We start from the raw sequence: 24848 nt of genomic DNA on the forward strand, positions 1-24848 counted from the left end.
GCCCGGAACGCAGCGCAGGCGCGAGCCTGGTGCGTTCCAGGAGAGCCGCAAATCGCGTGTTACGAACGGTGCACAAGGAGGTGCACCATGCCCGCTGTCGCCCCTTCCGCCCTCGACTCGACCCTGCTCGCCCAGCGCCTGCGCGAGCTCGCCGGCCAGGAGCGCGACGTCCAGGTCGAGTTCCTCCTCCACCTCGAGGTGTTCGATCGCCGCCGCGCCTACGTGGAGGCCGGCTACCCCTCGCTCTGGGCGTATTGCCTGGAGGTGCGCAAGGCCGAGGTGGATCACCTCGTCGCCTCGCTCCAGGCGCGCACCGCTCCGCGGGCGGGCGTGCGCAAGCTGCCCGACCGCGGCTCAGCCGCGAGCGCCCCGGCGCTGCCGCTGGCGACAGTCCATGCCCGACCTGCCGAGCCACAGGAGGCGATCCCCGTGCCTCGGGCGGCTGCTGGTGGGTCGCCGGCCACGGTTTCCGCCCCACTCGACCCGCCTCGCCCGAAGCCGCGGGCGGAGACCCGCGCCGTGAGCGAGAGCGACTGGTCGCTGCGGGTCACCATCGACCGGGGCTGCAAGGAGGACCTCGAGACGCTCACCGCGCTGCTCTCGCACAAGATCCCGGACGGCGATCTCGCGGCGGTGCTCCGGGAGGCCATCCGCTGCGCCATCGAGAAGCACGGCAGGCGCAAGGGCGCGGTCGCGCCGCAGCGGCAGCGGGGGACCGACCGGGAGCCACGTCCCTCCGCCGAGTCCGCCGCGCCCACGAGCACGATCCCGGCGATAGTGCGGCGCGAGGTCTGGAAGCGCGACGGCGGACGCTGCGCCTGGGTCGCTCCGGACGGGCGGCGCTGCAACAGCCGCTGGCAGCTGGAGCTCGACCACATCCACCCGCAGGCCCTGGGCGGACCCTCGACGGTCGAGAACCTCCGAGTCGCCTGCAAGTCGCACAACCTGTTGCACGCCGAACAGACCTACGGGCGCGAGCACATGACCGCTTCCGTCGCATGGGCGTCGCCGGGGTGACGCCAGATGCCAGCGGGGCGCCACCAGCGCCGCAGCAGGCCCTGTGGGGACCGTGACCCGGGCCTACGGAACGGGAGCAAAGCCGACCGCAGCGTCTTCCGGCGACGCCGATCCGCGGCGACTCCGCCCCGCGGGCCTCCTCGTAGCCCGCCTTTCCCTCGCTCGTACTGCTCCGTCGCGCGTGCCCACCGCGGGCGCGCGGTCGGCACCTCGTCCCGAGTCCAGCGCGAGCCGATGTGACGAATGACAAGGTCGGGGTCGAGGTCGAGGTCGAGGTCGGGGTCGGGGTCGGGGTCGGGGTCGAGGTCGGGGTCGAGGTCGCGGGTCGCGGGTCGCGGGTCGCGGTCGAGGTCGAGGTCGAGGTCGAGGTCGGGGTCGAGGTCGCGAGGTCGAGGTCGAGGTCGAGGTCGAGGTCGAGGTCGAGGTCGAGGTCGAGGTCGAGGTCGAGGTCGAGGTCGAGGTCGCGGTCGCGGTCGCGGTCGCGGTCGCGGTCGCGAGGTCGAGGTCGAGGTCGAGGTCGCGGGTCGCGGGTCGCGGGTCGCGGGTCGGATCCGATTTCCCGGCAGCCGTGTCGCCTCACCCTCCCCGCTCCGCCCTCCGCTCCCACCACGTCCGCAGCAGGATCGGCGCGAACGCAGCGTCCTCGACGAGGTAGCGGCGCCACAGCCGGCGCGGCTCGCGCGACAGCCGGTGCAGCCACTCGAGGCCCGCGCGCGACATCCAGCGCGGCGCGCGCGGGACGGTCCCCGCGACGAAGGCGAGGCTCGCGCCGACGCCCAGGACCACCGCCGGCCGGAGCAGCTCGAGGTGGCGGTGGATCCAGAGCTCCTGCTTCGGCGCGCCCAGCCCGACGTAGACGAGGTCCGGGCGCGCCGCCCGGACGCGCTCCGCGGCGGCGCGGCAGGCCTCGGCGCCCGCGGGCGAGAGGTCGAGGGCCGGCGCGTCCACGCCGGCGATCCGGACGCCGGGATCCCGCGCGAGGACCTCCGCGGCCCGCGCCGCGTCGCCGGGCGCGCCGCCGAGCAGGTACAGCCCCCAGCCGCGCCTCGCCGCGCGCGCCGCGAGCGGCGCCACCAGATCGGAGCCCGCCACGCGCTCGGGCAGCGGCGCCCCGAGGAGCCGCGAGGCCCAGACGAGCGGCATCCCGTCCGCGAGGGCGAGGTCGGCGCCCGCGTAGGCGGCGCGGAGCTCCGCGTCGCGCTCCGCCTTCACGACGTGGTCCACGTTCGGCGTGAACACCGCCCCGCCCCGCCCCGCGAGGACGAGCGCCTCGATCGCGTCGAGCGCCTCCTCCAGGGCGAGCGGGTCGAGCTCGAGCCGGCCGATCCGCAGGCGGCGCGACGGGGGAGGCGGTGCGGGGGGGGACGCCACGCGCCACTTCTCCCCGCGTGCGGGGCGCCCGTCCACTTTTTCGAGCAGCGCAGGACCGAGCCCGCCCGGCGCGGCGGGCAGGCAGCGTGCGCCGCGGCCGCGCATCAGGCCTGGTGGTCTCCGCCTTGGCCCTCGAGCTCGTACAGCGACGTCCCGAGCCGCCGGTAGCCGCGATCGCGCGCGAGCACGTCGAGGTGGAGGGTCGGCCAGTCGGAGAGGACCAGCTCCAGGTCCCGCGTGCCGGTGTACGTCTTCACGTAGCCCTTGCACGCCTCGCACACGTCGAGCCGCAGGCCGGGCTCCTGCTCGAGCTCGAGCACGCCGAGCCGGTTCGCGTCCTCGTTGTCGCAGAACGGGCAGGCCACGCGCTTGAAGGTCCACCGCGTCCGGCAGCAGCCGCACGCGAGCTGCCGGCCGCGCCCCTCCGCCACCGAGACGAGGGTGCCCATGGTCGGGGCCGATCCGCACGTCGGGCACTCGCCGCGGCGCCAGCGCTCCTCGTCGCGCCAGCGGTCGAACTCCGCCACGATCGGCGCGAGGACGCGCTGCAGGGCCGTCCACCCGAGGTACCGCACCAGCCCGCCGCCCTCCGGCTGGCCCTTCTCCGGCGAGCCGCACACCAGCCACGCGATCGCGGCCTCCGCGGCCCGGGGCGCGCTGAGCGCCTCGTCGAGGGCCTTCGCCGCCGTGGCGATGGCGGGGGGCAGCGCCGCCCGGGAGACGGCCGCCGTCACCGCGCGGAGGGCCGCCGCCCCCTCGGGCGCCACGTCCAGCCCGGCGCGCGCGCTCCGCAGGAGCGGTACTCCCGCGGCGAGATCCGCTGCGTACGCGTCCCACGCCGGGCGGCGCGCGATGGGCGCCGCCTGGGCGGCGGCGGCCTCGACCAGCGCCTGGAAGGCGGCGACGCCCTCCAGGTAGGGGTGGGCCTCGATCCACTTCTTCGTCGAAGCGTCGTTCATGTTCATCGTCGTCAGATCCTAGCAAGTGAGAAGGCCCCCGGCCGCGAGCGACCGGGGGCCTTCCGTCGTTCGATACGGCGGCGCCGCTACGCGGCGGCGTCGGCCTGCCGCTCCGGCTCCGCCTCCACCGCCGCGCCCTGCTTCGGCAGCACCGGCATGTGCCGGACCGCGAGGCCGAACAGGAAGATGGTGGCGGCGATGAGGCCGATGGAGATGCCCCACTCGACCACGCTCGGGAAGTAGGACTGCGGCGCGATCTGCGGCGCGGCCCCCTTCAGCTCCATCCCGAACACGACCACGTTCACGCGGTTGAGCACGATCCCGCCGGTCGCGAGGAACGCTCCGAGCGCCAGCGTCCGGGGGTTCTCGCGCAGCTTCGCGACGCCGAGGAGGGCGAGGGGCAGGATGCCGCCCGCCACCAGCTCCACGAGGATGAGCCCGGCCTTGGGGCCGGTCAGCGCCGCGGCGAGCTGGCCGCGCACCGCGAGGTCGCCCACGCGGAAGGCGAGGTACACCGCGAGCGCCCAGAACGCGATCTTACCGAGCGACGCGAGCTGGTCCATGCGCAGCTGCCGCTTGAACCCCTTCGCGATCCACATCTCGATGAGCACCATGAGCGCGGTGCCCGCCGCGACGGCGGAGAGGAAGAAGTAGACCGGCATGACCGGCGACCACCACGCCTTCGAGAGCTTGTCGGGCATGAGGAGGAACAGCGACCCGAGCGAGCTCTGGTGCATCGTGGAGAGCGTCACCGCCGCGATGGCGAGCATGATGGGCTCGGCCTTCTTGCCCGGCTGCGCGCGGAAGGCCCAGGCCATGAAGCCGAAGGTCGCCGCCGCGAGGCCCGTGTACACGAGGTTGCGCGACATCAGGTACACGAAGAGCGAGACCGCCGCGACCACGTAGACGGGCGACCAGCGCTTCCAGGTCTCCATCGCCGCCTTGAGGCCCCACCGGTCGAACGGCACCGGCAGGAACTCGGCGAGGAGGACGGTCACGTAGAGGCCGACGCACCACGAGACCTCGAACATGGCCGAGTGCTCGGGGGCGTTCAGCGCGAGCTGGTAGAAGTGCCACGGCAGGCCGAGGTCGGCGAGGAGCGTCACCGTGACGAACGAGTAGCTGAGGAGCCCCATCAGCACGGCGGACCGGCCGATGGAGTAGAGGTCCTTGCGCTGGAACACGTAGATGAGGCCCGCCGTCGCGAACGCGCCGGCCGCCACCGCGATCCAGACGAGGTCGAAGACGATCCAGAGGCCCCAGGCCCAGGTGTCGGAGAGGTTGGTGGAGCCGCCCAGGCCGAGCGCGAAGCGGGCGATGAACGACGCGCCGCCGAACGCCATGAGCGCCGCGAGGAAGACGTTCGCGGGCGTCCACAGCTTCGACTTCACCGGCGCGAACTCGAGGTGGTGGTCGTGCCCCTCGTCCCTGTGGGCCTTCCCCGCGCCCTTGGCGTGCTTCATGGGCGTCGGCTCCACCTTCTGGACCTCCTGACGGCGCTTGTGCAGGGCGTAGGCCCCGCCGAGCGCCGCGCCCACGCCGATCACCGCGGGCGGCACGGCCCCGAGGGCGACGGCGCTGCGCTTCGGGTAGCTCTCGTTCCCGACCTCCGGGAACCCGAGCTCCGAGAACGGCACGCTGGCGAGGTACAGCATGTTCGTGCCGCCGGCCTCCTGCTCGCCGTAGATGCGGTCCACGTACTTCCCGGGGCTCGCCGCCATGCGCTCGCGCGCCTCGCGGAGGAGCTCCTCGCGGTCGCCGAACTTCAGCGCGCCCGCCGGGCACTGCTTCACGCACGCCGGGAGCGCGATCGCCGCGGCGAACCGCTGGTGATCGTCCGCGCTGAGCGCGTCGCCGTTACGCACCGTCGGCGCGGGCTGCAGCGCCCGGTCGTGGCACATGTCGCACTTCTGGATGGTGGGCGCGAGCGAGTCCCACTCCGCCATGGGCACGCCCCACGGGCAGGCCCACATGCAGTAGCGGCAGCCGATGCACTTCGACTCGTCGTAGACGACCGGCCCTTCCTTCGTCTTGTGAATGGCCGTCACCGGGCAGGCCGACGCGCAGGCCGGCTCGTCACAGTGCATGCACTGCCGCTTGGCGAAGGCGTACTGCAGGCCGCCCGGCGCGCTCGGGGCGTCCACCTCGTGCGTGGTGATGACGCACAGGGTCTTCGCCGAGAGCGTGAGCGGGTTCTGCAGGCCGACGGCCGCGTTCAGCTGCGTCCGCTCGGCCGGCATGTCGTTCCACTGCTTGCAGGTGACCTGGCACGAGCGGCACCCGATGCACTTCGTCGTGTCGATCAACGTGGCGTTGCTCATGGTCTTTCCTTTCGGAGGCGTCGCGGCCGTGAGGCCGCTACGCCACCGCCTCCGCCACGCGCACCACGTTGACGAGGCAGGCCTTCGTCTCCTGCGTGCCCGCGCCGGGGTCCACCGCGTCGATGGTCAGCACGTTCGTCGACGGACCGGTCGAGAGCCCCTTGAAACCCCAGTTGTAGGGCATCCACACCACCGGCACGTCCTGCCCGGCGATCTTCATGACCTGCATGCGCTTCGTGACGACGGCCTTCACGACCATCTCACCGCGCGCCGACGAGACCTTCACCCGGTCGCCGCCCTTCACGTGCAGCTGCTCGGCGAGCTGCGTGGGCAGCTCCACGACGCACTCCGGCTGCAGCTCGTTGAGCCAGGGCACGTTGCGGGTGGTGGACCCGGCGCACCAGTGCTCCGCGATGGAGGACGTCATGAGGACGTACGGGAAGTCCTTCGCCGTCCCGACGGGCTGCTTGCCCGGGACGCGCGGGTACTTCACGCACGGGTTGTGCTGGACGGTCGGGTGCAGCACGTTCGCGACCGGGCTCTCGATCGGCTCGTAGAACTCGGGGAACGGGCCGTCCTTGGGCGTGTACGAGCCGTCGCGCGGCAGCCCCTTCTCCTTCGCGTCCGGGTCCTTGTAGACGGCGGCCATGAGCCGGCCGACGCCCTCGCCCGTCATGCGGAAGGCGCGCTGCCCCTCCGGCGTGTCCGGGCCCTTCGTGGGGTCCGGCACGTCCGGCGTGTCCACGCCCTTCCACTTGTTCTCCGTCGCGTCCCACCAGATGACGGGGGTCGTGCCGGCCCAGGGCTTCCCGCTCGCGTCGCAGGAGGCGCGGTTGTAGAGGATCTTCATGTTGCCGGGCCAGGACCACGCGAAGCCGGGGAACATGCCGAGCCCGGAGGGATCGGTCTTCGCGTCACGGCGCTTCGAGAGGTTCTTCCCTCCCCCGAACACGCCCGCGTAGATCCAGACGCCCGACGAGGTCGAGCCGTCCGCCTGGAGCTGCCCGATCCCGGCCACCAAGGTGCCCGGCTTCAGGACCTTGCCGTCCGGCAGGGTGACCTCCTTCACGACGCGGCCGCTGATCTCCTGGAGCACCGCCTCCGCCTTGTTCTCCGCGGGGTAGTTCCAGACCGCCTTCTGGAGCGGCTCGTCCTTCGGGTCGGTGGACCCAGCGTAGAGGTCGCGCACCTTGCGGAAGACCGTGTCGATGATGTCGAGGTCGGCCTTGGCCTGGCCGGGCGGCTTCACCGCCTCGTAGCGCCACTGCACGAGGCGGCCCGAGCCGGTGATCGTGCCCTCCTTCTCCATGAAGTAGGCGGCGGGGAGGAGGAGCACCTCGGTCTGGATGGCCTTCGGGTCCGCGCCCGGCCGCTGCCAGAAGCTGGCCGTCTCCGTGTCCCACAGCTCCTGCACCACGAGCATGTCGAGCTTCGACAGCGCCTCGTGCACGTAGTTCAGGTTCGGGTTCGTGACCATCGGGTTCTGTCCGACGGCCCACAGGAGCTTCAGCTTCCCGGCGTACGCGTCGTCGATCATCCCGTAGACGGTGTAGTCCTTCGCGCCGTTCTTCTTCGGGAGCCAGCGCCAGCCGAAGTCGTTCTCGGCCGTGGCGTTGTCGCCGAACCACGCCTTGAGGCCGTTGACGGTGAACTTCCGCCGGAACGTCCCGTTCGACTTCGTCCACGCCTCGAGCGTCGGGTGGTCGTGGTTGGGGGCGTTGATGTAGCCGAACATGTAGCCGTTCAGGACGGACATGTCGCAGGCGCCCTGGACGTTCGGCTCGCCGCGCAGGGCGTTCACGCCGCCGCCGACCTTGCCGATGTTGCCGAGGAGCAGCTGGAGGATGCCGTAGCAGCGGATGTTCTGGATGCCGACGGTGTGCTGCGTCATCCCGAGCGCGTAGAGGATCGTGCCCGGGCGGTTGTTCGCGAAGGTCTCGGCGATGAGCTTGATCTGGTCCGCCGGGACGCCCGAGATCTCCTCGCCCACCTCGAGGGTGTAGCGCGCGAAGTGCTGCTTCAGCTTCGCGAACACGCTCCGCGGGTCGTCGAGGCTGGCCGCCTTCTTGGGCTTCTGCGTCGCCGCGTCGAGGTCGTACGCCCACGAGGCGGTGTCGTACTTGTGCGCGTCCCCGTGGTAGCCGGTGAACACGCCCTCGTCGAAGCCGAACTCGTCCTTCGCGAGGAGCAGCGCGTTCGTGTGCAGCTTGACGTACTCCTCGTCGTAGAGCTTGTTCGCGAGGACGTGGTTGATCATCGCGCCGAGGAACGCGATGTCAGCGCCCGGACGGATGCGGGCGAAGATGTCCGCGATCGACGAGGTGCGGTTGAAGCGCGGGTCGACGTGGATGATCTTCGCGCCCTTCGCCTGCGCCTTCCGGATCCACTTCATCGACATCACGTGGTTCTCGGCGGCGTTGCTGCCCTCGATGAGGAACACCTTGGCGTTCTGCAGATCCGCCCAGTGGTTCGTCATCGCGCCACGGCCGAACGAGGCCCCCAGACTGGGGACCGTGGGGCTGTGTCAAAGCCTGGCCTGGTGCTCGATGAAGCTCGCTCCGAAGAGCCGCCCCATCTTGTTCCAGAGGTAGCACTCCTCGTTGGTGTTCTGCGCGCCGCCCAGGAAGCCGATCGCGTCGGTGCGGTTCACCGGGTACTCGACGTCGCCGGCCTTCTCGGTGGCGATCCAGGTCGAGTCGCGGACCTCCTTCACCTTGCGGGCGAGCTTCTCGAACGCCTCGTCCCAGCTGATCTCCTGCCAGCGGTCCGAGCCCGGCGCCCGGTACATCGGCGTCTTCACGCGCCGATCGGACTCATGGGTCGCCTGCATGGCCGCGCCCTTCGAGCAGAGCGCGCCCTGATTGATGACGTGATCGGGATCGCCCTCGAGGTTGACGAGCTTGCCGTCCACCACGTTGCAGACCATCCCGCAGCCGCAGGAGCAGAAGTTACAGGCGGTCGTGTACTGCTTCGCGCCCGTGAGCTTCAGGTGCCCCGTCGCCGCCTGGACCTTCGACGCGCTGAAGCCGAGCTCGGCGAGCGCGAGGCCGGCGCCACCGCCGGCCGTCCACTTCAACCAGTCTCTTCTGCTGATGCTCATCGCTTCCCTTTCCGGTTCCCCTGCTGGCCGCTGCTGGACTGCGAAGCCTTCGCCGGATGCCGCATGTACTTGACCGCTCAGGTCTTTTTTGGCGTCCGTGCGCCGGTGCGGCCGCAGAGCAAGAGATCTGCCAGCGGGGCGGCGCGAAACGGATGCGCGGCGCGGCCCCGCAGGACGGGCGCGCGACAGCGTTTGCGCGCGGCGGAGCGACGAGGAGCCGGCGCCGGCGTCACAGGTGTCACGGTGCGCCTGTGACATGTCACGCCGATTGGCGTGACACCGTCACGCGTCGCGCAGCGACCCGCCGTGAGGTGCGATGCGCGCCGCGCGGTGGTCGCGCTAGCGGGTGATGCCGAACTTCCGCAGGCGCCGGTAGAGGGTCATGCGCGAGACGCCGAGCGACGCCGCCGTCCGCGCGATGTTCCAGCCGGACGCGTCGAGCGCCGCGACGAGCTCCTCCCGCTCCGGTCCCTCCCCCTCGGCGGCCGCGAGCGGCTGCGGGGGGCGCTCGACCGCGGGAGAGGGCGCCGCGGGGCGCGCCGGCGCGGCTGCCGGACGCGCAGGGCCGAGCCGCAGATCGGCGGGCTCGATCCGCGCGCCCGACGCCACGGCGGCGGCGCGCATGATGACGTTCCTGAGCTCGCGGACGTTCCCCGGCCACGGGTGGGCGAGGAGCAGCGCCTTCGACTCCTCCGACAGCTCCAGCCCGGCGCGGCCCATGCGCTCCTCGGCTTCGCGCAGGAACGCGCGCGCGAGGAGCGGCACGTCCTCGCTGCGGTCGCGCAGCGGCGGGATGTCCACGTGGAGCACGTTCAGGCGGAAGTAGAGGTCCTGGCGGAACCGGCCGGTCTCGACCTGATCGTACAGCCGCCGGTTCGTGGCGGCCACGATGCGCACGTCCACGGGCCGGGGCGCGCTCCCGCCCAGGCGGACCACCTCCGACTCCTGGAGCACGCGCAGGAGCGCCGTCTGCGCCTGCGGCGGGAGCTCGCTGATCTCGTCGAGGAAGAGGGTCCCGCCGTCGGCCTCCTCGAACCTCCCGGCCTTGCCCTCCCGCTGCGCGCCGGTGAAGGTCCCGGGCTCGTAGCCGAACAGCTCCGCCTCGACGAGCGCGGCCGGGATGGCGCCGCAGTTCAGGGCCACGAACGGCTCGTCGGCGCGCGCGCCGCCGGCGTGGATGCCGTGCGCGAACAGCTCCTTGCCCGTGCCGGACTCGCCGTGGAGCACCACCGGCAGGTCGTTCCGCGCCGCGACCTCGGCGAGATCGAGCGCGGTCCGCAGCCGCGCGGAGCCTCCCAGGATCGCCTCGAACCCGTAGCGCGCCGCGAGCCGCTGCCTGGCCGCGCCGCGCGACGCGCGCCCGGCCGGGGCCGCCGCGAAGAGGAGCGCGCCGACCGGACGCCGCTCGTGCGCGACCACGGAGCAGACCACCCGCCGCCGCTCGTCCCCCGCGCCCGGCCACTCGACCGTGAGCTCGTCCTCGCGGGTCGCCTCGGAGCCGTGCAGCGCGGCGACGATCCGCTCCCGCGTGCTCCGCGGCAGCTCGCCTCCCTCGAAGGCGAGCCGCCGCCGGGCGGCGTCGTTCGCGGCGAGCACGCGGCCGCGCGCGTCCACCGCGACCACCCCGTCGCCGGAGCTCCGCGCGGCCCGCAACGCGTGGCGGACGAGCTCGTCGCGCAGCTCCGCGCGGGCGCGGAGCCGCTCCTCCACCGCCGCCGCGATCGCGACCGCGGCCACGACCCCCTGCGGCTCCCGGGTGTCCCACGGCCCGGTGACCTGGACGAGCCCCACGAGCTCACCGCCGGGCGCGACGATGGGGGCCGCCGCGCTCGCCCACGGGTGCCACGCCTCGACGAAGTGCTCGGACGCGAAGACCTCCACCGGGCGGCGCTCGGCGAGCGCCGTCCCCGCGCCGTTCGTCCCCGCGACCTCCTCGCGCCAGCTCGCCCCGGGGGTGAGGTTGAGCTCGGCGAGGCGCGCGACGACGTGGGGGTCGCCGCCGATCGACAGCACGCGCCCCTCCGCGTCGAGGAGGGCGAGGGCGTGCCCCGTCTCCCCGAGCCTCGCCGAGAGCTGGGCGAGCACGGGGCGCGCGAGCTCGAACGTCTCGTCCTCGCCGCGGCGGCGCAGCACCTCGCCGCCGGCGTCGAGCGGGGCGCGGCGGAGCGCCGGATCCACCCGGTAGAGGTCGCGGACGCGCGTCCAGGAGCGCGCGATCTCCGGCCGGACGCCCTCCAGCTCGCCGTCGCGCAAGAAGCGCTCCCACGCGCGGTCGAGGCGGCGCCGGAGTGACGAGCGGTCTGTTGCATCCGGGAGTACGTGCATCGAGGCGCACCGACGGCCGCGCGCCTCGCAGGATGGCGCGCTTCGCGGTATATCCCCCTTTACTTACAGGTTCTGCGGACGCGCGGCTCACGAAAGTGCGACCGGCCGCCAGCCCGGGCGGCCGCCGCCGCGCGGCGCGATTCTCGCAGGCGACGCGAGCCTCTCGGGAGGAAGACGTGCCTCACATGCGAACGCCCGGACTCGATCTTCGCCGCAAGATCCTGCTCGTCGCCCTGCTCCCCACCGCGCTGCTCGTGGCCGCCTTCCTCGTCGTGTTCGCCGTGCAGCGCAGCCGCATCGCCGGCCGCGTCGAGGCGAGCATGGGGCGCCTCGCCGAGGAGGGGCTCTCGCGGGCGGCCCACGACCTGCAGACCCTCTGCGAGTCCGCTCACCGCGAGCTCTGGCTCCAGGTGCCGCGCAGCCTGCGCGTCGCGCGCGACCAGATGGAGCGGCTCGGGCCGCTCTCCTTCTCCTCGGAGACGGTGCGCTGGTCCGCGGTGAACCAGCTGGACCGCAGCGCGGCGGAGGTGGTCCTCCCGAAGCTGCTCCTCGGCGGCGAATGGGCGGGCCAGAACGCCGATCCGGCCCGGCCGAGCTTGCTCGTGGATCGCGTGCGCGAGCTGGTCGGCGCCGAGGCCACGCTGTTCCAGCGCATGAACGAGCGCGGCGACATGCTCCGCGTGGCGACCACGGTGCCCGACGAGAAGGGCGCCCGCGCGATCGGGACCTACATCCCGGCGGTCGATCCCGACGGCGGGGCGAACCCGGTCGTCTCGACCGTGCTGCGCGGCGAGACCTACCGCGGGCGCGCGCGGGTGATCGACCGCTGGTACCTCTCCGGCTACGAGCCGATCCGCGACGCGAGCGGACGCATCGCCGGGATGCTGTTCATCGGGCTGCGGCAGGACTCGCTCGAGGGCATCCGCGCCGGTGTGGCCGCCTCCCGCATCGGGCAGACCGGCGCCATCCACGTGCTCGGGGCGAGCGGCAACCAGCGCGGCAAGTACCTCATCCCGCCGCCCGGCCACGCGGACGGAGAGGACGCGTGGGAGGCGCGCGACGCCCGCGGCGAGGAGTACGTCCAGCGCGTGCTGCGCGCGGCGAAGGAGGCGGAGGGCGGGACGGTCCGCCTGTCCTACGCGCTGCGGGACGGCGCGGGGGCGCCCCGCGAGCGCGTGGCCGCGGTCACCTACTTCGCGCCGTGGGACTGGGTGATCGTCGCGGAGATGGACCGCAGCGAGGCGGTCGCCGCGCTGCGCGAGGTGCAGTCCTCCCTCGCCGCGTCCGCCGTGACGGTGGTGGGCGTCGGCCTGCTGCTCCTCCTCGCGAGCATCTGGGCCGCCCGCAAGGCGGCGAGCCGGCTCGCCGCGCCGCTCGAGGCGATGGCGCTCGCCGCCGAGCGCATCGCCGAGGGAGACGTGCAGCAGGAGGTGACCTACCGCTCGGGCGACGAGGTCGGCCGGCTGGCGGAGGCCTTCCGCGGCACCATCCGTTACATCCAGGAGGTCGCCCGCGGCGCGGCAGCCGTCGCGCGCGGAGACCTCTCCACCCCGCTCGTGCTCCGCTCCGACCGCGACGAGCTGACGCGGAGCTTCCAGTCGGCGCAGTCCGAGCTGCGGCGGCTGGTCGAGGACGCGGGCGCGCTCTCCCAGGCGGCGGTCGAGGGCCGCCTGACGGTGCGGGCGGATCCCTCGCGGCACCAGGGCGACTTCCGCAAGGTGGTGGAGGGCGTGAACGCGACCCTCTCGTCGCTCGTCGGCCACCTCGACGCCATGCCGGCGCCGGCCATGATCGTCGGGACCGAGTTCGACATCCGCTACATGAACCAGACGGGCGCGAGCCTCCTCGGGCGCACGCAGCAGGAGCTCATCGGCACCAAGTGCTACGACAGCTTCCGCACCGGCGACTGCAGAACCGGGCGCTGCGCCGGCGGCCGCGCGATGGCGGAGGGCCGCGAGGTGAGCAGCGAGACCGAGGCCCACCCCGAAGGGCTCGATCTGGAGATCTTCTACTCGGCGGTGCCGCTCCGCGACGGCGACGGGCGCGTGGTGGGCGCGCTCGAGGTGGTGACGGATCAGACCGCCCTCCGGCGGGGCGCCGCGGAGGATGGCGGAGGCCGCAGCGAGGGTCCGGAGTGCCGGCCGTGCCTCGTCCGGTGACCGCCCCCGATCCGGCCCGCGCGCGCGCCGCGCAGCTCGCGGGGCGCGCCGCGGCCACCGCGCTCCGGCGCCCCGGCGGCGACGCGGTGTCGGACCTCGTGGCCCTCGAGGAGCCGCTCGAGATCCGCATCGCGGGCGAGACGGTCGGCGTGCTGATGCGGACGCCAGGTGACGACCACCGGCTCGCCCTCGGCTACCTCTTCTCGGAGGGCATCGTCTCCTCCGCCTCCGAGTTCAGCGCCGTCTACCACTGCGGCCGCCCGGGCGAGGAGGCGTACGGCAGCGCGATCGAGCTCGCCCCGGCCTCGGGCGCGCGCATCGACTGGGAGCGGATCGAGGGCACCCGGCGCGCGTCCGCCTCCAGCTCCGCCTGCGGCGTGTGCGGGCGGCGTGCCGTCGAGGACCTCGTGGCCGGCCTCGTGCCCCCCGAGCCGATCGCGCCCGTCCCGGCCGCCCTCCTCGCCGAGAAGGTGGAGGCGCTCCGCGATCACCAGCCCGTGTTCGCGGCGACCGGCGGCGCGCACGTCGCGGCGCTGTGGGCGCAGGACGGGTCGCTCGTCGCCGCGCACGAGGACGTCGGGCGCCACAACGCGGTCGACAAGGTCGTCGGCGCGCTCCTGCTCGCGCGGGCGGAGGCCGCCGCCGGCGCACCCGAGCTCCGGCCGGCGCTGCTGACGGTGAGCAGCCGGGCGGGGTTCGAGATCGTCCAGAAGGCCGCCCGCGCGCGCGTCCCGATCGTCGCCACCGTCTCGGCGCCCACCTCGCTCGCGGTGGAGCTCGCGCGGGCCGCCGGCCTCACCCTCGCGGGGTTCGTGCGCCCCGGGCGAATGAACGTCTACGCGGGCGCCGAGCGCCTGATCGGCCTCTGAGACCGGACGCCGCCTCGACGCCGCCACCTCCCAATGGCGTCGACGCCGCGGGCTGGGTCCGTGACAATGGAGGCGCGGCCCGGGCGGGCCCCGGCCGCGACCGCGCGGGGGGCGCCATCGCCATGAAGTGGATCATCGGACTCGACCTGCGGCCGCGCTGCAGCGGCGCCTTGCACTTCGCGACCTGGCTCACCAAGACGGTGCCGAAGGCCGAGGAGCGGTTCATCGCGGTCCACGTGCTGGAGCCGGATCACCTGCGCGCCGCGCTCAAGTTCCAGCACATGGACGAGGTGCTCGCGGCGGCCCGCGACGCCGGCCACAAGATGCTCGAGCGGGAGGCGCCGGGCGATCGCGTGCAGGAGCTCGAGATCGTCCAGGCGAGCAGCGCGGACGAGGGGCTCGCCGCGGCGCTGGCCCGGCACGACGCCGACGCGCTCATCGTGGGGCGCATCGCGGGGCGTTCGGAGTCGGCCCTCGTCCGCCTCGGCCGCGTGGCTCGCCGGCTACTGCGGAGGCTCCCCGCGCCCGTCGTGGTGGTGCCGCCCGACGTCGAGACCGCCGGGCTGGGCAGCGGTCCCGTCATCGCGCTGACGAGCCTCGACGAGTCCGCGACCGAGGCGTGCCGGTTCGCGGCGCGCCTGGCGGAGCAGACGGGCCGCCGGCTCGTGGTGCTCCACGTGGCGCCCTACCTCGAGCTGCCCTTCCTGAAGGGTGCGACCGTGGAGGAGATCGCCCGGGAGCAGCGGCGCGCGGCGGAGGTCGCGCTCGGGGTATGGCTCGAGCGCGAGGGGCTCCGCGCCGACGAGCGGCTCGTCGAGCAGGGCGACGTGCTCGACCGGGCCGATGCCGTCGCCGTGGAGCGCGACGCGCCCCTCCTCGTCATCGGCGCCTCGCGCCGGGTCGCGCTCGATCGCCTCGCCACGCCGAGCATGGGGCGGGAGCTCGCCGCGACGGCGGCGGTCCCCGTCGCGGTCGTGCCGCCGCGCGCGTGACAGCGCGGGGTCCCGCCGCGCCGGCGCCGGCGCGGCGGGGACACCTCACCTCTCTCACGGTGCGCAGCGGCTCGAGTGGCAGCGGCAGCAGCTCTCGGTGCCGGTGGTGTTCCCGGGGTTCAGGTAGGGCCGCCCCCAGACCGGCGCGTCACCGAGGTGGCAGGCCACGCCCGAGCACCGCTTCGTCGCCGGATCGTACGCCGCGCCGGACAGCTCTATGGAGAGCGTCGTGCCGTCGATGACGGCGCCGGCCGGGACCGCCTCGCAGAACTTCGCCGGCGCCACCCAGTACGGCCGCGTGGGCGTGTCCGGCGCGGGCGGCAGGCCCGAGCTCGGCGGGAGCGTCGTGCGCGGATCGAACGCGACGTCGCGCCGGCCGTTGACGTGCGTGAGGGGCAGGACCCTCCCCGCACCCACCGGCGCCGCGCCCGCGGCGTGACACGTCCCGCACTGCGTCGCCTTCCAGAGCGGATCGGAGAGCCGCGCGGGATCGCCGCCGGGGAGCTGGTAGCTCCCCGTCGTGTCGAGCCAGTAGACGCCGGAGGGCCCGACCGCCGTGGGATCGGTCGTCGCGTAGTGGCAGGCCTGGCAGGTGATCGCCGCCGCCCCCACGCCCGGCTGCGCGCTGCCGTGCTTGCTCGCGTGCGCCGGCCCACCCAGGCCCGCGTAGTGGCCGAACTCGCGGCCGCGGTCGGTGAGCCCGAGGTGACCGTTCGCGTTCACCGCGCCCTCGCCGCCGGACGGGTACCGCGGCGGGTTCCCGTGGCAGCCGTCGCAGGCGAGGTCCGCCCCCGAGGTCCAGGCGGGCGCGAGCGCGTACGCGGGGATCGCCTGGCCCGAGGAGTGGCAGTACACGCCGCTGCAGCGGCCGGTCGACTCGTCGTAGGCGGCGTCCGGAGCGTTCCGCGCGCGCAGGGACCCCGTCCCCGCGCCGGCGGGGCTCAGCTCCACCTCGAGCTCGAAGTCCATGTGCTTCGCGGCGTCGAGCGGGTGACAGTGGCCGCAGCCGAACCGGTAGGCCGGGCCGCCCTCCGGCGCGTACGCCTCGAGGATCCGGAGGTCGCCGTACTGCGGCACGTCCGGCGTCGGGAAAGCCGCGTGCGCGAGGTGCGCGCCGTTCGTGGGCGGCACGCCGTGGCACGCGCCACACGTGCCGCTGGCGTCGAGCTTGCCGTCGATGTGGCGGCCTCCGGCGACGTCGATCGTGCCGTCGGGCTTCACCGTGTCGGGGTGGCAGCCGGCGCAGCTGGCCGCGACCGGATGGGGCGGCGGGGGCGGTGCGCCGTGGCAGGAGCCGCACGAGGTCTGGCCCGGCGAGACGTCCGTCCACGTGGGCGTGGTGAGGGCGCCGCCGGCCGCGAGCTGCGCGCCGTGACAGTAGGTGCTTGCGCAGGTCGCCTGCGAGGGGTCCCACGACGGCGCGGCGCCGAGCGCCGTCGCGAGCGGGCCCCACGCGAGGTCCACGGTCTCGTTCCCGTGCAGGAGCTCCGTCGGGACGACGTGGCACTCCTCGCATGGCACGGCGGCGCGGATCGGGCCGTCCTGGACGTGCTTCTGGTGCGCGCCGACGGCGAGCTCGGTGGTCTCGCTCTCGCCGCGCGTGCCCACGGGCGGCGCGGGATTCGCGGACGAGCCGTGGCAGGAGCGGCAGGTGAGCCCGGCCACGTCGACGATCCCGTCGACGTGGCGTCCACCCGCGACGTCGATCTTGCCGTCGATCCGAACGGTGAGCGGATGGCAGGAGTTGCAGAGCGGGTTCTGCGGATGCGGCGTCGGCGGCGGGAACCCGTGGCAGCTCGTGCAGGAGGTGTCGCCGGCCGAGACCTGCGTCCACACCGGCGCGTGGGTCGAGCCGCCCGCGCCCAGCGTCGCGCCGTGGCAGTAGGTGGAGCTGCACGTGGCGGTCGCGCGCGTCCAGGTGGGGGTCGCCGGCGAGGTGGCGGCGAGCCCTTCGAACGGCAGCGAGATCGTGCCGTTCACGTGGGTGAGGTCCGTCACCGGCGCGTGGCAGTCGCTGCACGTGAAGGCCTTGCGGATGTTCCCATCCACGACGTGCTTCTGGTGCGCGCCGACCGCGAGCTGCGTGGTCAGCGTCTCGCCGTTCGTGCCGAGCGGGGGCGCGGGGTTCAGGCCGTCCGTGCCGTGGCAGGCGGTGCACCCGCCTCCGTCCACCTGGACGGTCCCGTCGATGTGCTGCCCGCGGGCCAGGTCGATCACGCCCGTGGCGAGCACCGTGCCCGGGTGGCAGCGGTTGCAGTCGGTGTTCTGCGGGTGCGGCAGAGGCGGCGGGCTTCCATGGCAGGAACCGCAGCCGGTCGGGCCCGTGGAGACCACGGTCCACGTCGGCGCCTCGTTGGCGCCGCCCGCGGCGAGCGTCGCGCCGTGGCAGTAGGTGGACGCGCACGTCGCCCCGTTCCACACCGGGGTCGTCCCGCTCGAGGCGAGCCCGGTGAACGGCAGCGAGATCGTGCCGTTCACGTGGGTGAGGTCCGTCACCGGCGCGTGGCAGTCGCTGCACGCGAAGGCTGCGCGGATGGTGCCCGTCACCAGGTGCTTCTGGTGTGCGCCGACGGCGCGCTGGGTGGTCAGGGTTTCCCCGTTCGTGCCGAGCGGCGGGGCGGGGTTCACGCCCTCGGTGCCGTGACAGGCCGTGCACCCGCCCCCGTCCACCTGAACGGTCCCGTCGATGTGCTGCCCCCGGGCCAGGTCGATCGCGCCGCTGGCGAGCACGGTGCCGGAGTGGCAGCGGCTGCAGTCCGTGGTCTGCGGATGCGGCAACGGCGGCGGCGCTCCGTGGCAGGAACCGCAGCCGGTCGGACCGCTGGACACGACGGTCCACGTCGGCGCCTCGTTGGCGCCGCCCGCGGCGAGCGTCGCGCCGTGGCAGTAGGTGGACGCGCACGTCGCCCCGTTCCACAGCGGGGTCGTCCCGCTCGAGGCAAGCCCGGTGAACGGCAGCGAGATCGCGCCGTTCACGTGGGTGAGGTCCGTCACCGGCGCGTGGCAGTCGCTGCACGCGAAGGCTGCGCGGATGGTGCCCGTCACCAGGTGCTTCTGGTGTGCGCCGACGGCGCGCTGGGTGGTCAGGGTTTCCCCGTTCGTGCCGAGCGGCGGGGCGGGGTTCACGCCCTCGGTGCCGTGACAGGCCGTGCACCCGCCCCCGTCCACCTGAACGGTCCCGTCGATGTGCTGCCCCCGGGCCAGGTCGATCGCGCCGCTGGCGAGCACGGTGCCGGAGTGGCAGCGGCTGCAGTCCGTGGTCTGCGGATGCGGCAACGGCGGCGGCGCTCCGTGGCAGGAACCGCAGCCGGTCGGACCGCTGGACACGACGGTCCACGTCGGCGCCTCGTTGGCGCCGCCCGCGGCGAGCGTCGCGCCGTGGCAGTAGGTGGACGCGCACGTCGCCCCGTTCCACAGCGGGGTCGTCCCGCTCGAGGCAAGCCCGGTGAACGGCAGCGAGATCGCGCCGTTCACGTGGGTGAGGTCCGTCACCGGCGCGTGGCAGTCGCTGCACGCGAAGGCCTTGCGGATGTTCCCATCCACGACGTGCTTCTGGTGCGCACCCACCGCGCGCTGGGTGGTCAGGGTCTCGCCGTTCGTGCCGAGCGGCGGCGCCGGGTTCACGCCCTCGGTGCCGTGGCAGGCCGTGCACCCGCCCCCGTCCACCTGGACCGTGCCGTCGATGTGCTGGCCGCGGGCCAGGTCGATCGCGCCGCTGGCGAGCACCGTGCCGGAGTGGCAGCGGCTGCAGTCCGTGCTCTGCGGGTGCGGCAACGGCGGCGGCGCTCCGTGGCAGGAGCCGCAGCCGGTCGGACCGCTGGACACGACGGTCCACGTCGGCGCCTGGTTGGCGCCGCCCGCGGCGAGCGTCGCGCCGTGGCAGTAGGTGGACGCGCACGTCGCGCCATTCCACACCGGCGCGGTGCCCAGCGAGGCGAGGCCGTCGAAGGGCATCGTGATCGTGCCGTTCACGTGGGTGAGGTCCGTCACCGGCGCGTGGCAGTCGCTGCACGCGAAGGCCTTGCGGATGTTCCCATCCACGACGTGCTTCTGGTGCGCACCCACCGCGCGCTGGGTGGTCAGGGTCTCGCCGTTCGTGCCGAGCGGCGGCGCCGGGTTCACGCCCTCGGTGCCGTGGCAGGCCGTGCACCCGCCCCCGTCCACCTGGACCGTGCCGTCGATGTGCTGGCCGCGGGCCAGGTCGATCGCGCCGCTGGCGAGCACCGTGCCGGAGTGGCAGCGGCTGCAGTCCGTGCTCTGCGGGTGCGGCAACGGCGGCGGCGCTCCGTGGCAGGAGCCGCAGCCGGCCGGACCGCTGGACACGACGGTCCACGTCGGCGCCTGGTTGGCGCCGCCCGCCGCGAGCGTCGCGCCGTGGCAGTAGGTCGACGCGCAGGTCGTCCCGTTCCACAGCGGGGTCGTCCCGCTCGAGGCGAGCCCGGTGAACGGCAGCGAGATCGCGCCGTTCGCGTGGGCGCCGAGGTCGGTCACCCGCGCGTGGCAGTCGCTGCACGCGAACGCGGCGCGAATGCTGCCCGTCACCACGTGCTTCTGGTGCGCGCCGACCGCCCGCTGGCTCGTCAGCGTCTCGCCGCGCGTGCCGAACGGCGGCGCCGGGTTGACGCCCGGAGTACCGTGGCACGCGGTACAGGTGCCCTTCCCTTCCGCCTGGACCGTCCCGTCGATGTGAAGGCCACCGGCGACGTGGATCCCACCGTCGGCGAGCACCGTGCCGGAGTGGCAGCGGCTGCAGTCCGCGCTCTGCGGATGCGGCAGCGGCGGCGGCGCCCCGTGGCAGGCGTCGCACGCGGTCGGGCCCTCGGACACGGAGGTCCACACCGGAGTCGTCGCCGTCCCGCCTCCGAGGGCGAGCGTCGCGCCGTGGCAGTAGGTCGACGCGCAGGTCGCGCTCGCACGCGCCCACGCGGGCGTGGTGCCCCTCGCGGCGAGGGGTCCCCAGTCGACGTCCACCTCGCCGTTCGCGTGCAGGTACTCCGTCGGCGCGGGCGTCACGTGACACTCGACGCACTCGATGGCGCTGCGAATCGGGCCGGTGCGCACGTGCTTCTGGTGCGCGCCGACCGCGATCGCGGACGTGTCGCTCTCCCCCAGCGTGCTCAGCGGCGGCGCGGCGTTCGTCTCGGAGCCGTGGCACATCGAGCAGGTGAGCGGCGCGAGATCCAGCGTGCCGTCGACGTGCTGGCCACCGGCGACGTCGATGCCCGTCCCGTCCGGCTTCAGCGTGCCGGGGTGACACGGCCGGCAGTCGGCTCGCTGCGGGTGCGGCAACCCCGGCGGCGCCAGGTGGCAGGCGCCGCACGAAGCCTGCGTGCCGTCCACCGTCGTCCAGACCGGCGCCGTGAGCAGCCCGCCGCCGCCCGCGAGGGTGGCGCCGTGGCAGTAGGTGGAGCTGCACGTCGCGCTGCCGGCGTCGAACGAAGGCGTCGCGCCGTCCGCCGTGGCGAGCGCGCCCCAGTCGAGATCGACCGTGCCGTCCGCGTGGAGCGTCTCCGTCGGGAGGGCGTGACAGTCCTCGCACCTCAGCCGCGCCCGGATGGCCCCGTCCCGCAGGTGCTCCTGGTGCGCGCCGACCGCGACCGTCGTGTTCGCGGTGTCTCCGGCCGTGCCGATCGGGGGCGCGGCGCTCGTCGCGGAGCCGTGGCAGCCGTTGCACCCGAGCGGCTTCACGTCGACCTTGCCGTCCACGTGGGTGGCCGCGACGACCGCTCCGGCGGAGTAGCCGACGTGGCACCGCCCGCAGTCGGGGTTCTGCACGTGCGGGGGCGGCGGAGGGAGGCCGTGACACGCACCGCACGCGGCCTGGGACGCGCCTCCGGTCCACACCGGCGCGGTCAGGGCGCCCCCGTGGAGGGTCGCGCCGTGGCAATAGGTGGCGCTGCAGCTCGCCGTGGCGCGGAACCACTCGGGCGACGCGCCGCCGGCGCGCGCCAGCGCCCCGAAGCTGATCCTGGCCTCGCCGTCGATGTGGCTCGCCACGCCCGCGCCCTGGGGGACCACGTGGCAGTCGGAGCAGGCGAGCGGAGCGCGCAGGGCGCTGCCCCGCACGTGGACCTGGTGGGCGCCGACGGCTGGGTCGCGCCCGTCGCGAGCACCCTTCACGGAGAGCGGGGGCGCCGAGTTCTCGGCGCTGCCGTGGCACCGCGAGCAGGTGGCGGCGTCCGCCTCGCCCTGGATGGTTCGCTCATTCCCGCACCCGAGCGGACCCGCGGCCAGCGCCGCGGCGCACAGCAGCAGCGCAGGTAGGCGCCGCCGTGCGCACGACCAGAGTCCGACCTGCATGGCGAAACCCTCCCCGCTCGTAGGATTCGGAAGTTAGGTCGTGTTGCACGATCGCAGGTGACAGCGATCAAGCGACGCCCGGGCGGATGGGGTCGTCCCCCTCCGGCATCGCGTTTCACGCAGCGCACAGTGGCATAGGCGCGCGCACTCGGCACGTCCCACACTGTCGCTTGCTACCGATCAACGCCGGCAACGCTGCGCAGGTGCGCACGCGCCCACGTGCCAGCGCCCGCTCAGCGCCGATCGGGGCGTCGGCACCGGTTCACCGAACGTGATTGCTCTCGATGGGGTCGAGGTCGCGGTCGCGGTCGGCGTTCGACGATCGACGTTCGACGGTCGGTCGCGGTCGAGGGCGAGGTCGAGGTCGAGGTGGGGGTCGAGGTCGGGGTCGAGGTCGGGGTCGAGGTCGGGGTCGAGGTCGGGGTCGAGGTCGGGGTCGAGGTCGAGGTCGAGGTCGAGGTCGGGGTCGGGGTCGGGGTCGAGGTCGAGGTCGAGGTCGAGGTCGGGGTCGGGGTCGAGGTCGAGGTCGCGAGGTCGCGGTCGCGAGGTCGAGGTCGCGAGGTCGAGGTCGCGAGGTCGAGGTCGCGGTCGCTACGGGTGCTCGAGCAGGAATCGCTCGATCTCGCCGACGTCCTCGTTCGTGAGCGCCAGCTCCGCGGCCTCCACGAAGCCGTCCACCTGCTCCGCGCTGCGGGCGCCGACGATCGCGCCGGTGACGGCGGGGTGGAGGAGCGTCCACGCGACCGACACGGCCGCCGCGGTCGTCCCGTGGCGGGCGCCGACGTGGCCGAGCAGGTCCTGCAGGGCGAGGTTCCGTGCGAGGCGCGGCTCCTGGAAGTCCGGGTTCCGGCGGCGCCAGTCGTCGGGCGGGAACGCCTCGACGCGGGCGCGCGTCATCTTGCCGGTGAGCAGGCCCGCGCCCATCGGGGAGTAGGCGATGACGCCGATCCCGTTCTCGAGGCAGTACGGCAGCACGTCCTGCTCGACCTCCCGGTGCAGCAGCGAGTAGCGCGGCTGGAGCGAGGTGACGGGCGCGAGGTCGCCGGCGCTGCGGAGCTGCTCGACGTCGTAGTTCGACACGCCGATCCAGCGGACCTTCCCCTCGCGCTTGAGCGCGGCGAGCGTCGACCAGCCGTCGTCCATCTCCGCGGGGTCCTGCACCGGCCAGTGGATCTGGTAGAGGTCGATCGCGTCCACGCGCAGCCGGCGCAGGCTCGCCTCGCACTCGCGGCGGACGGAGTCACCGCGCAGCGAGCGGCCGATCCTCCCCTTCTCGTCCCAGACCATCGAGCACTTCGTGAAGACGTAGGGGCGCGAGGCGACGCCGTCGAGCGCGCGCGCCACGATCTCCTCGGAGTGGCCGAGCCCGTACACCGCCGCGGTGTCGATCCAGTTCACGCCGCGCTCGAGGGCGCGGCGGATCGCGGCGACCGAGGCCGCGTCGTCCTGCGGCCCCCACGCGAACTCCCACTGGCCGCCTCCCGCCGCCCAGCTCCCGAAGCCGAGGACGGTGACGTCCATGTCCGAGTCGCCGAGTCGCCGGGTCTTCATGCGCGCTCCCGTGGAAGGGTCCGCGCATAGAGATGTCCGACCCGGAGCGGCTGTCACGCGCCCGGGTGGAGCGCGAGCGGCGCGAGCGAGCGGCGTGGGGGGAGCGGGCGGGCCGGCGGGCGCGGGCTGAAGGGCTCCGGCCCGCGTCGCCGGTCGCCTCAGCTCAGCAGCCGAGCTTCTTGAAGAAGTCGTTCCCCTTGTCGTCCACGAGGATGAAGGCGGGGAAGTTCTCGACCTCGATCTTCCAGACCGCCTCCATGCCCAGCTCGGGGAAGTCGATGCACTCGACCTTCTTGATGTTCTCCTCGGCGAGCACCGCGGCGGGGCCGCCGATCGACCCCAGGTAGAAGCCGCCGTGCTTCTTGCACGCGTCGGTCACCTGCTGGCTGCGGTTGCCCTTGGCGATCATCACCATCGACGCGCCGTGCGACTGGAGCAGGTCGACGTAGGAGTCCATGCGCCCCGCCGTCGTCGGGCCGAACGAGCCGGACGGCTTGCCCTTCGGCGTCTTCGCCGGGCCGGCGTAGTAGACCGGGTGATTCTTCAGGTAGTCCGGCACTCCCTTGCCCTGGTCGATGAGCTCCTTGAACTTCGCGTGCGCGATGTCGCGCGCGACGACCAGCGTCCCGTTGAGGAGGAGGGGCGTCGACACCGGGTACTTCGTGAGCTCGGCCAGGACCTCCCTCATCGGCCGGTTCAGGTCGACCTTCACGCCGTGCTCGTGCTTGCCCTTCTTGTACTCGAGCGGGATCAGCCGCTCGGGGGCGTGATCCAGCTCCTCGATCCAGATGCCTTCCTTGTTGATCTTGGCCTTCACGTTGCGGTCGGCGGAGCAGGAGACCGCCATCGCGACCGGGCAGGACGCGCCGTGGCGCGGCAGCCGGACCACGCGCACGTCGTGGGCGAAGTACTTGCCGCCGAACTGGGCGCCGATGCCGAGCTTGTTGGCCGCGTCGAGCAGCTTGCCCTCGAGCTCCGTGTCGCGGAACGCCACGCCGTGCTCGTTGCCCTTCGTCGGCAGCCCGTCGTAGTAGCGCGTCGAGGCGAGCTTCACCGTCTTCACGCACTGGTCGGCGGAGGTGCCGCCGACGACCACCGCGATGTGGTACGGCGGGCAGGCGGCCGTGCCGAGGTGGCGCATCTTGTCGACGAGGAACTTCTCCAGCTTCTCGGGCGTGAGGAGCGCCTTCGTCTCCTGCCAGAGCTGGGTCTTGTTGGCGGAGCCGCCGCCCTTGGTGATGAAGAGGAACTTGTACTCGGCGCCCTCGGTCGCGAAGAGGTCGATCTGGGCGGGCAGGTTCGTGCCCGTGTTGACCTCCTGGTACATGTCGAGCGCGGCGGTCTGCGAGTAGCGGAGGTTCTCGCCGACGTACGTCGCGTAGACGCCCTTCGAGAGCCACTCCTCGTCCTTCGCGCCCGTCCAGACCTGCTGCCCCTTCTTCGCGATGATCGTCGCGGTGCCGGTGTCCTGGCAGATGGGCAGCTCGCCGCGCGCGGCGATCTCGGCGTTGCGCAGGAACGCGAGCGCGACGCCCTTGTCGTTCTGCGACGCCTCGGGGTCGCCGAGGATCTTCGCGACCTGCTCGTTGTGCGAGGGGCGCAGGAAGAACGAGACCTCGCGGATCGCCTCGCGCGCGAGCCGCTCGAGCGCGGACGGCTCGACCTTGAGGACCTCCTTGCCGTCGAACGTCGTCACCGACACGCCGTCGCGCGTCAGCAGCCGGTACTTCGTGTCGTCCTTCGCGAGGGGAAACGGATCCTGGTACTGGAACGCGGGGGTCGCCATCGCCGTTTGTCTCCGGGGGCTGCGGCGTAAGTGCCTGGGGGCAAAAGAGAACCACAGTCCCAGGGGCGTGTCGACGCCGGTGGGGCCGGGCGCAGGGC

At 73.5% G+C, this 24848-nt stretch carries 11 protein-coding genes and 1 pseudogene; 4 read left to right on the forward strand and 8 right to left on the reverse strand.

The features are described from left to right. Window positions 1–87: 87 nt before the first annotated feature. Window positions 88–1073 (forward strand): annotated as a pseudogene (locus tag ANAE109_RS23590) (HNH endonuclease). Between the two features lie 520 nt (window positions 1074–1593). Here ANAE109_RS23590 and ANAE109_RS15590 read toward each other — a convergent pair. The 5 genes from ANAE109_RS15590 to ANAE109_RS15615 form a co-directional block, all read right to left on the reverse strand. Further along, a complete protein-coding gene (locus ANAE109_RS15590; RefSeq protein WP_012097851.1) occupies window positions 1594–2388 on the reverse strand; it encodes a WecB/TagA/CpsF family glycosyltransferase in 795 nt (264 codons plus the stop codon). 104 nt (window positions 2389–2492) lie between these two features. Next, window positions 2493–3353, reverse strand: a complete 861-nt coding sequence (locus tag ANAE109_RS15595; protein ID WP_012097852.1) for a formate dehydrogenase accessory protein FdhE — start codon at window positions 3351–3353, stop codon at window positions 2493–2495. 80 nt (window positions 3354–3433) lie between these two features. Beyond that, window positions 3434–5668, reverse strand: a complete 2235-nt coding sequence (locus ANAE109_RS15600; RefSeq protein WP_012097853.1) for a 4Fe-4S dicluster domain-containing protein — start codon at window positions 5666–5668, stop codon at window positions 3434–3436. Window positions 5669–5705: 37 nt separating this feature from the next. Beyond that, the gene (gene fdnG / locus ANAE109_RS15605) at window positions 5706–8768 is read right to left on the reverse strand and encodes a formate dehydrogenase-N subunit alpha (RefSeq protein ID WP_083776901.1); all 3063 of its coding nucleotides are present in this window, start codon (window positions 8766–8768) and stop codon (window positions 5706–5708) included. A gap of 339 nt (window positions 8769–9107) precedes the next feature. Next, complete coding sequence (locus ANAE109_RS15615) at window positions 9108–11093, reverse strand: sigma-54-dependent Fis family transcriptional regulator (RefSeq protein ID WP_083776902.1); 1986 nt, start codon at window positions 11091–11093, stop codon at window positions 9108–9110. 185 nt (window positions 11094–11278) lie between these two features. Between ANAE109_RS15615 and ANAE109_RS23595 the strand changes: the two genes are divergently transcribed. From ANAE109_RS23595 to ANAE109_RS15630, 3 genes are all read left to right on the forward strand, one after another. Continuing rightward, window positions 11279–13252: a Cache 3/Cache 2 fusion domain-containing protein gene (locus ANAE109_RS23595; RefSeq protein ID WP_049768607.1), complete on the forward strand. Its 1974-nt coding sequence runs from the start codon at window positions 11279–11281 to the stop codon at window positions 13250–13252. Further along, complete coding sequence (gene fdhD, locus ANAE109_RS15625; RefSeq protein ID WP_012097859.1) at window positions 13237–14121, forward strand: formate dehydrogenase accessory sulfurtransferase FdhD; 885 nt, start codon at window positions 13237–13239, stop codon at window positions 14119–14121. The genes ANAE109_RS23595 and fdhD overlap by 16 nt, the downstream gene beginning before the upstream one ends. Window positions 14122–14243: 122 nt before the next feature. Beyond that, window positions 14244–15113 (forward strand): universal stress protein, encoded by an 870-nt coding sequence (locus ANAE109_RS15630; RefSeq protein WP_012097861.1) that lies wholly within the window; start codon window positions 14244–14246, stop codon window positions 15111–15113. A 54-nt stretch (window positions 15114–15167) separates the two neighbouring features. On the opposite strand, the gene ANAE109_RS23600 is transcribed toward ANAE109_RS15630, so the two are convergent. From ANAE109_RS23600 to ANAE109_RS15645, 3 genes are all read right to left on the reverse strand, one after another. Next, window positions 15168–21413 (reverse strand): CxxxxCH/CxxCH domain-containing protein, encoded by a 6246-nt coding sequence (locus ANAE109_RS23600; RefSeq protein WP_012097862.1) that lies wholly within the window; start codon window positions 21411–21413, stop codon window positions 15168–15170. A 591-nt stretch (window positions 21414–22004) separates the two neighbouring features. Next, window positions 22005–22964: an aldo/keto reductase gene (locus tag ANAE109_RS15640; RefSeq protein ID WP_012097863.1), complete on the reverse strand. Its 960-nt coding sequence runs from the start codon at window positions 22962–22964 to the stop codon at window positions 22005–22007. 163 nt (window positions 22965–23127) lie between these two features. Continuing rightward, window positions 23128–24750, reverse strand: a complete 1623-nt coding sequence (locus tag ANAE109_RS15645; protein WP_012097864.1) for a fumarate hydratase — start codon at window positions 24748–24750, stop codon at window positions 23128–23130. Between the last annotated feature and the right edge of the window lie 98 nt (window positions 24751–24848).

The organism is Anaeromyxobacter sp. Fw109-5 (genome assembly GCF_000017505.1).
Lineage (GTDB): Bacteria > Myxococcota > Myxococcia > Myxococcales > Anaeromyxobacteraceae > Anaeromyxobacter.

Excerpts from the sequence above, each read along its gene's own strand:
- ANAE109_RS15600 (WP_012097853.1), bottom strand. The coding sequence starts at position 5,668 with ATGAGCAACGCCACGTTGATCGACACGACGAAGTGCATCGGGTGCCGC.
- ANAE109_RS15595 (WP_012097852.1), bottom strand. The coding sequence starts at position 3,353 with ATGAACATGAACGACGCTTCGACGAAGAAGTGGATCGAGGCCCACCCC.
- ANAE109_RS15640 (WP_012097863.1), bottom strand. The coding sequence starts at position 22,964 with ATGAAGACCCGGCGACTCGGCGACTCGGACATGGACGTCACCGTCCTC.
- ANAE109_RS15630 (WP_012097861.1), top strand. The coding sequence starts at position 14,244 with ATGAAGTGGATCATCGGACTCGACCTGCGGCCGCGCTGCAGCGGCGCC.
- ANAE109_RS15615 (WP_083776902.1), bottom strand. The coding sequence starts at position 11,093 with ATGCACGTACTCCCGGATGCAACAGACCGCTCGTCACTCCGGCGCCGC.
- ANAE109_RS15645 (WP_012097864.1), bottom strand. The coding sequence starts at position 24,750 with ATGGCGACCCCCGCGTTCCAGTACCAGGATCCGTTTCCCCTCGCGAAG.
- ANAE109_RS23600 (WP_012097862.1), bottom strand. The coding sequence starts at position 21,413 with ATGCAGGTCGGACTCTGGTCGTGCGCACGGCGGCGCCTACCTGCGCTG.
- ANAE109_RS23595 (WP_049768607.1), top strand. The coding sequence starts at position 11,279 with ATGCGAACGCCCGGACTCGATCTTCGCCGCAAGATCCTGCTCGTCGCC.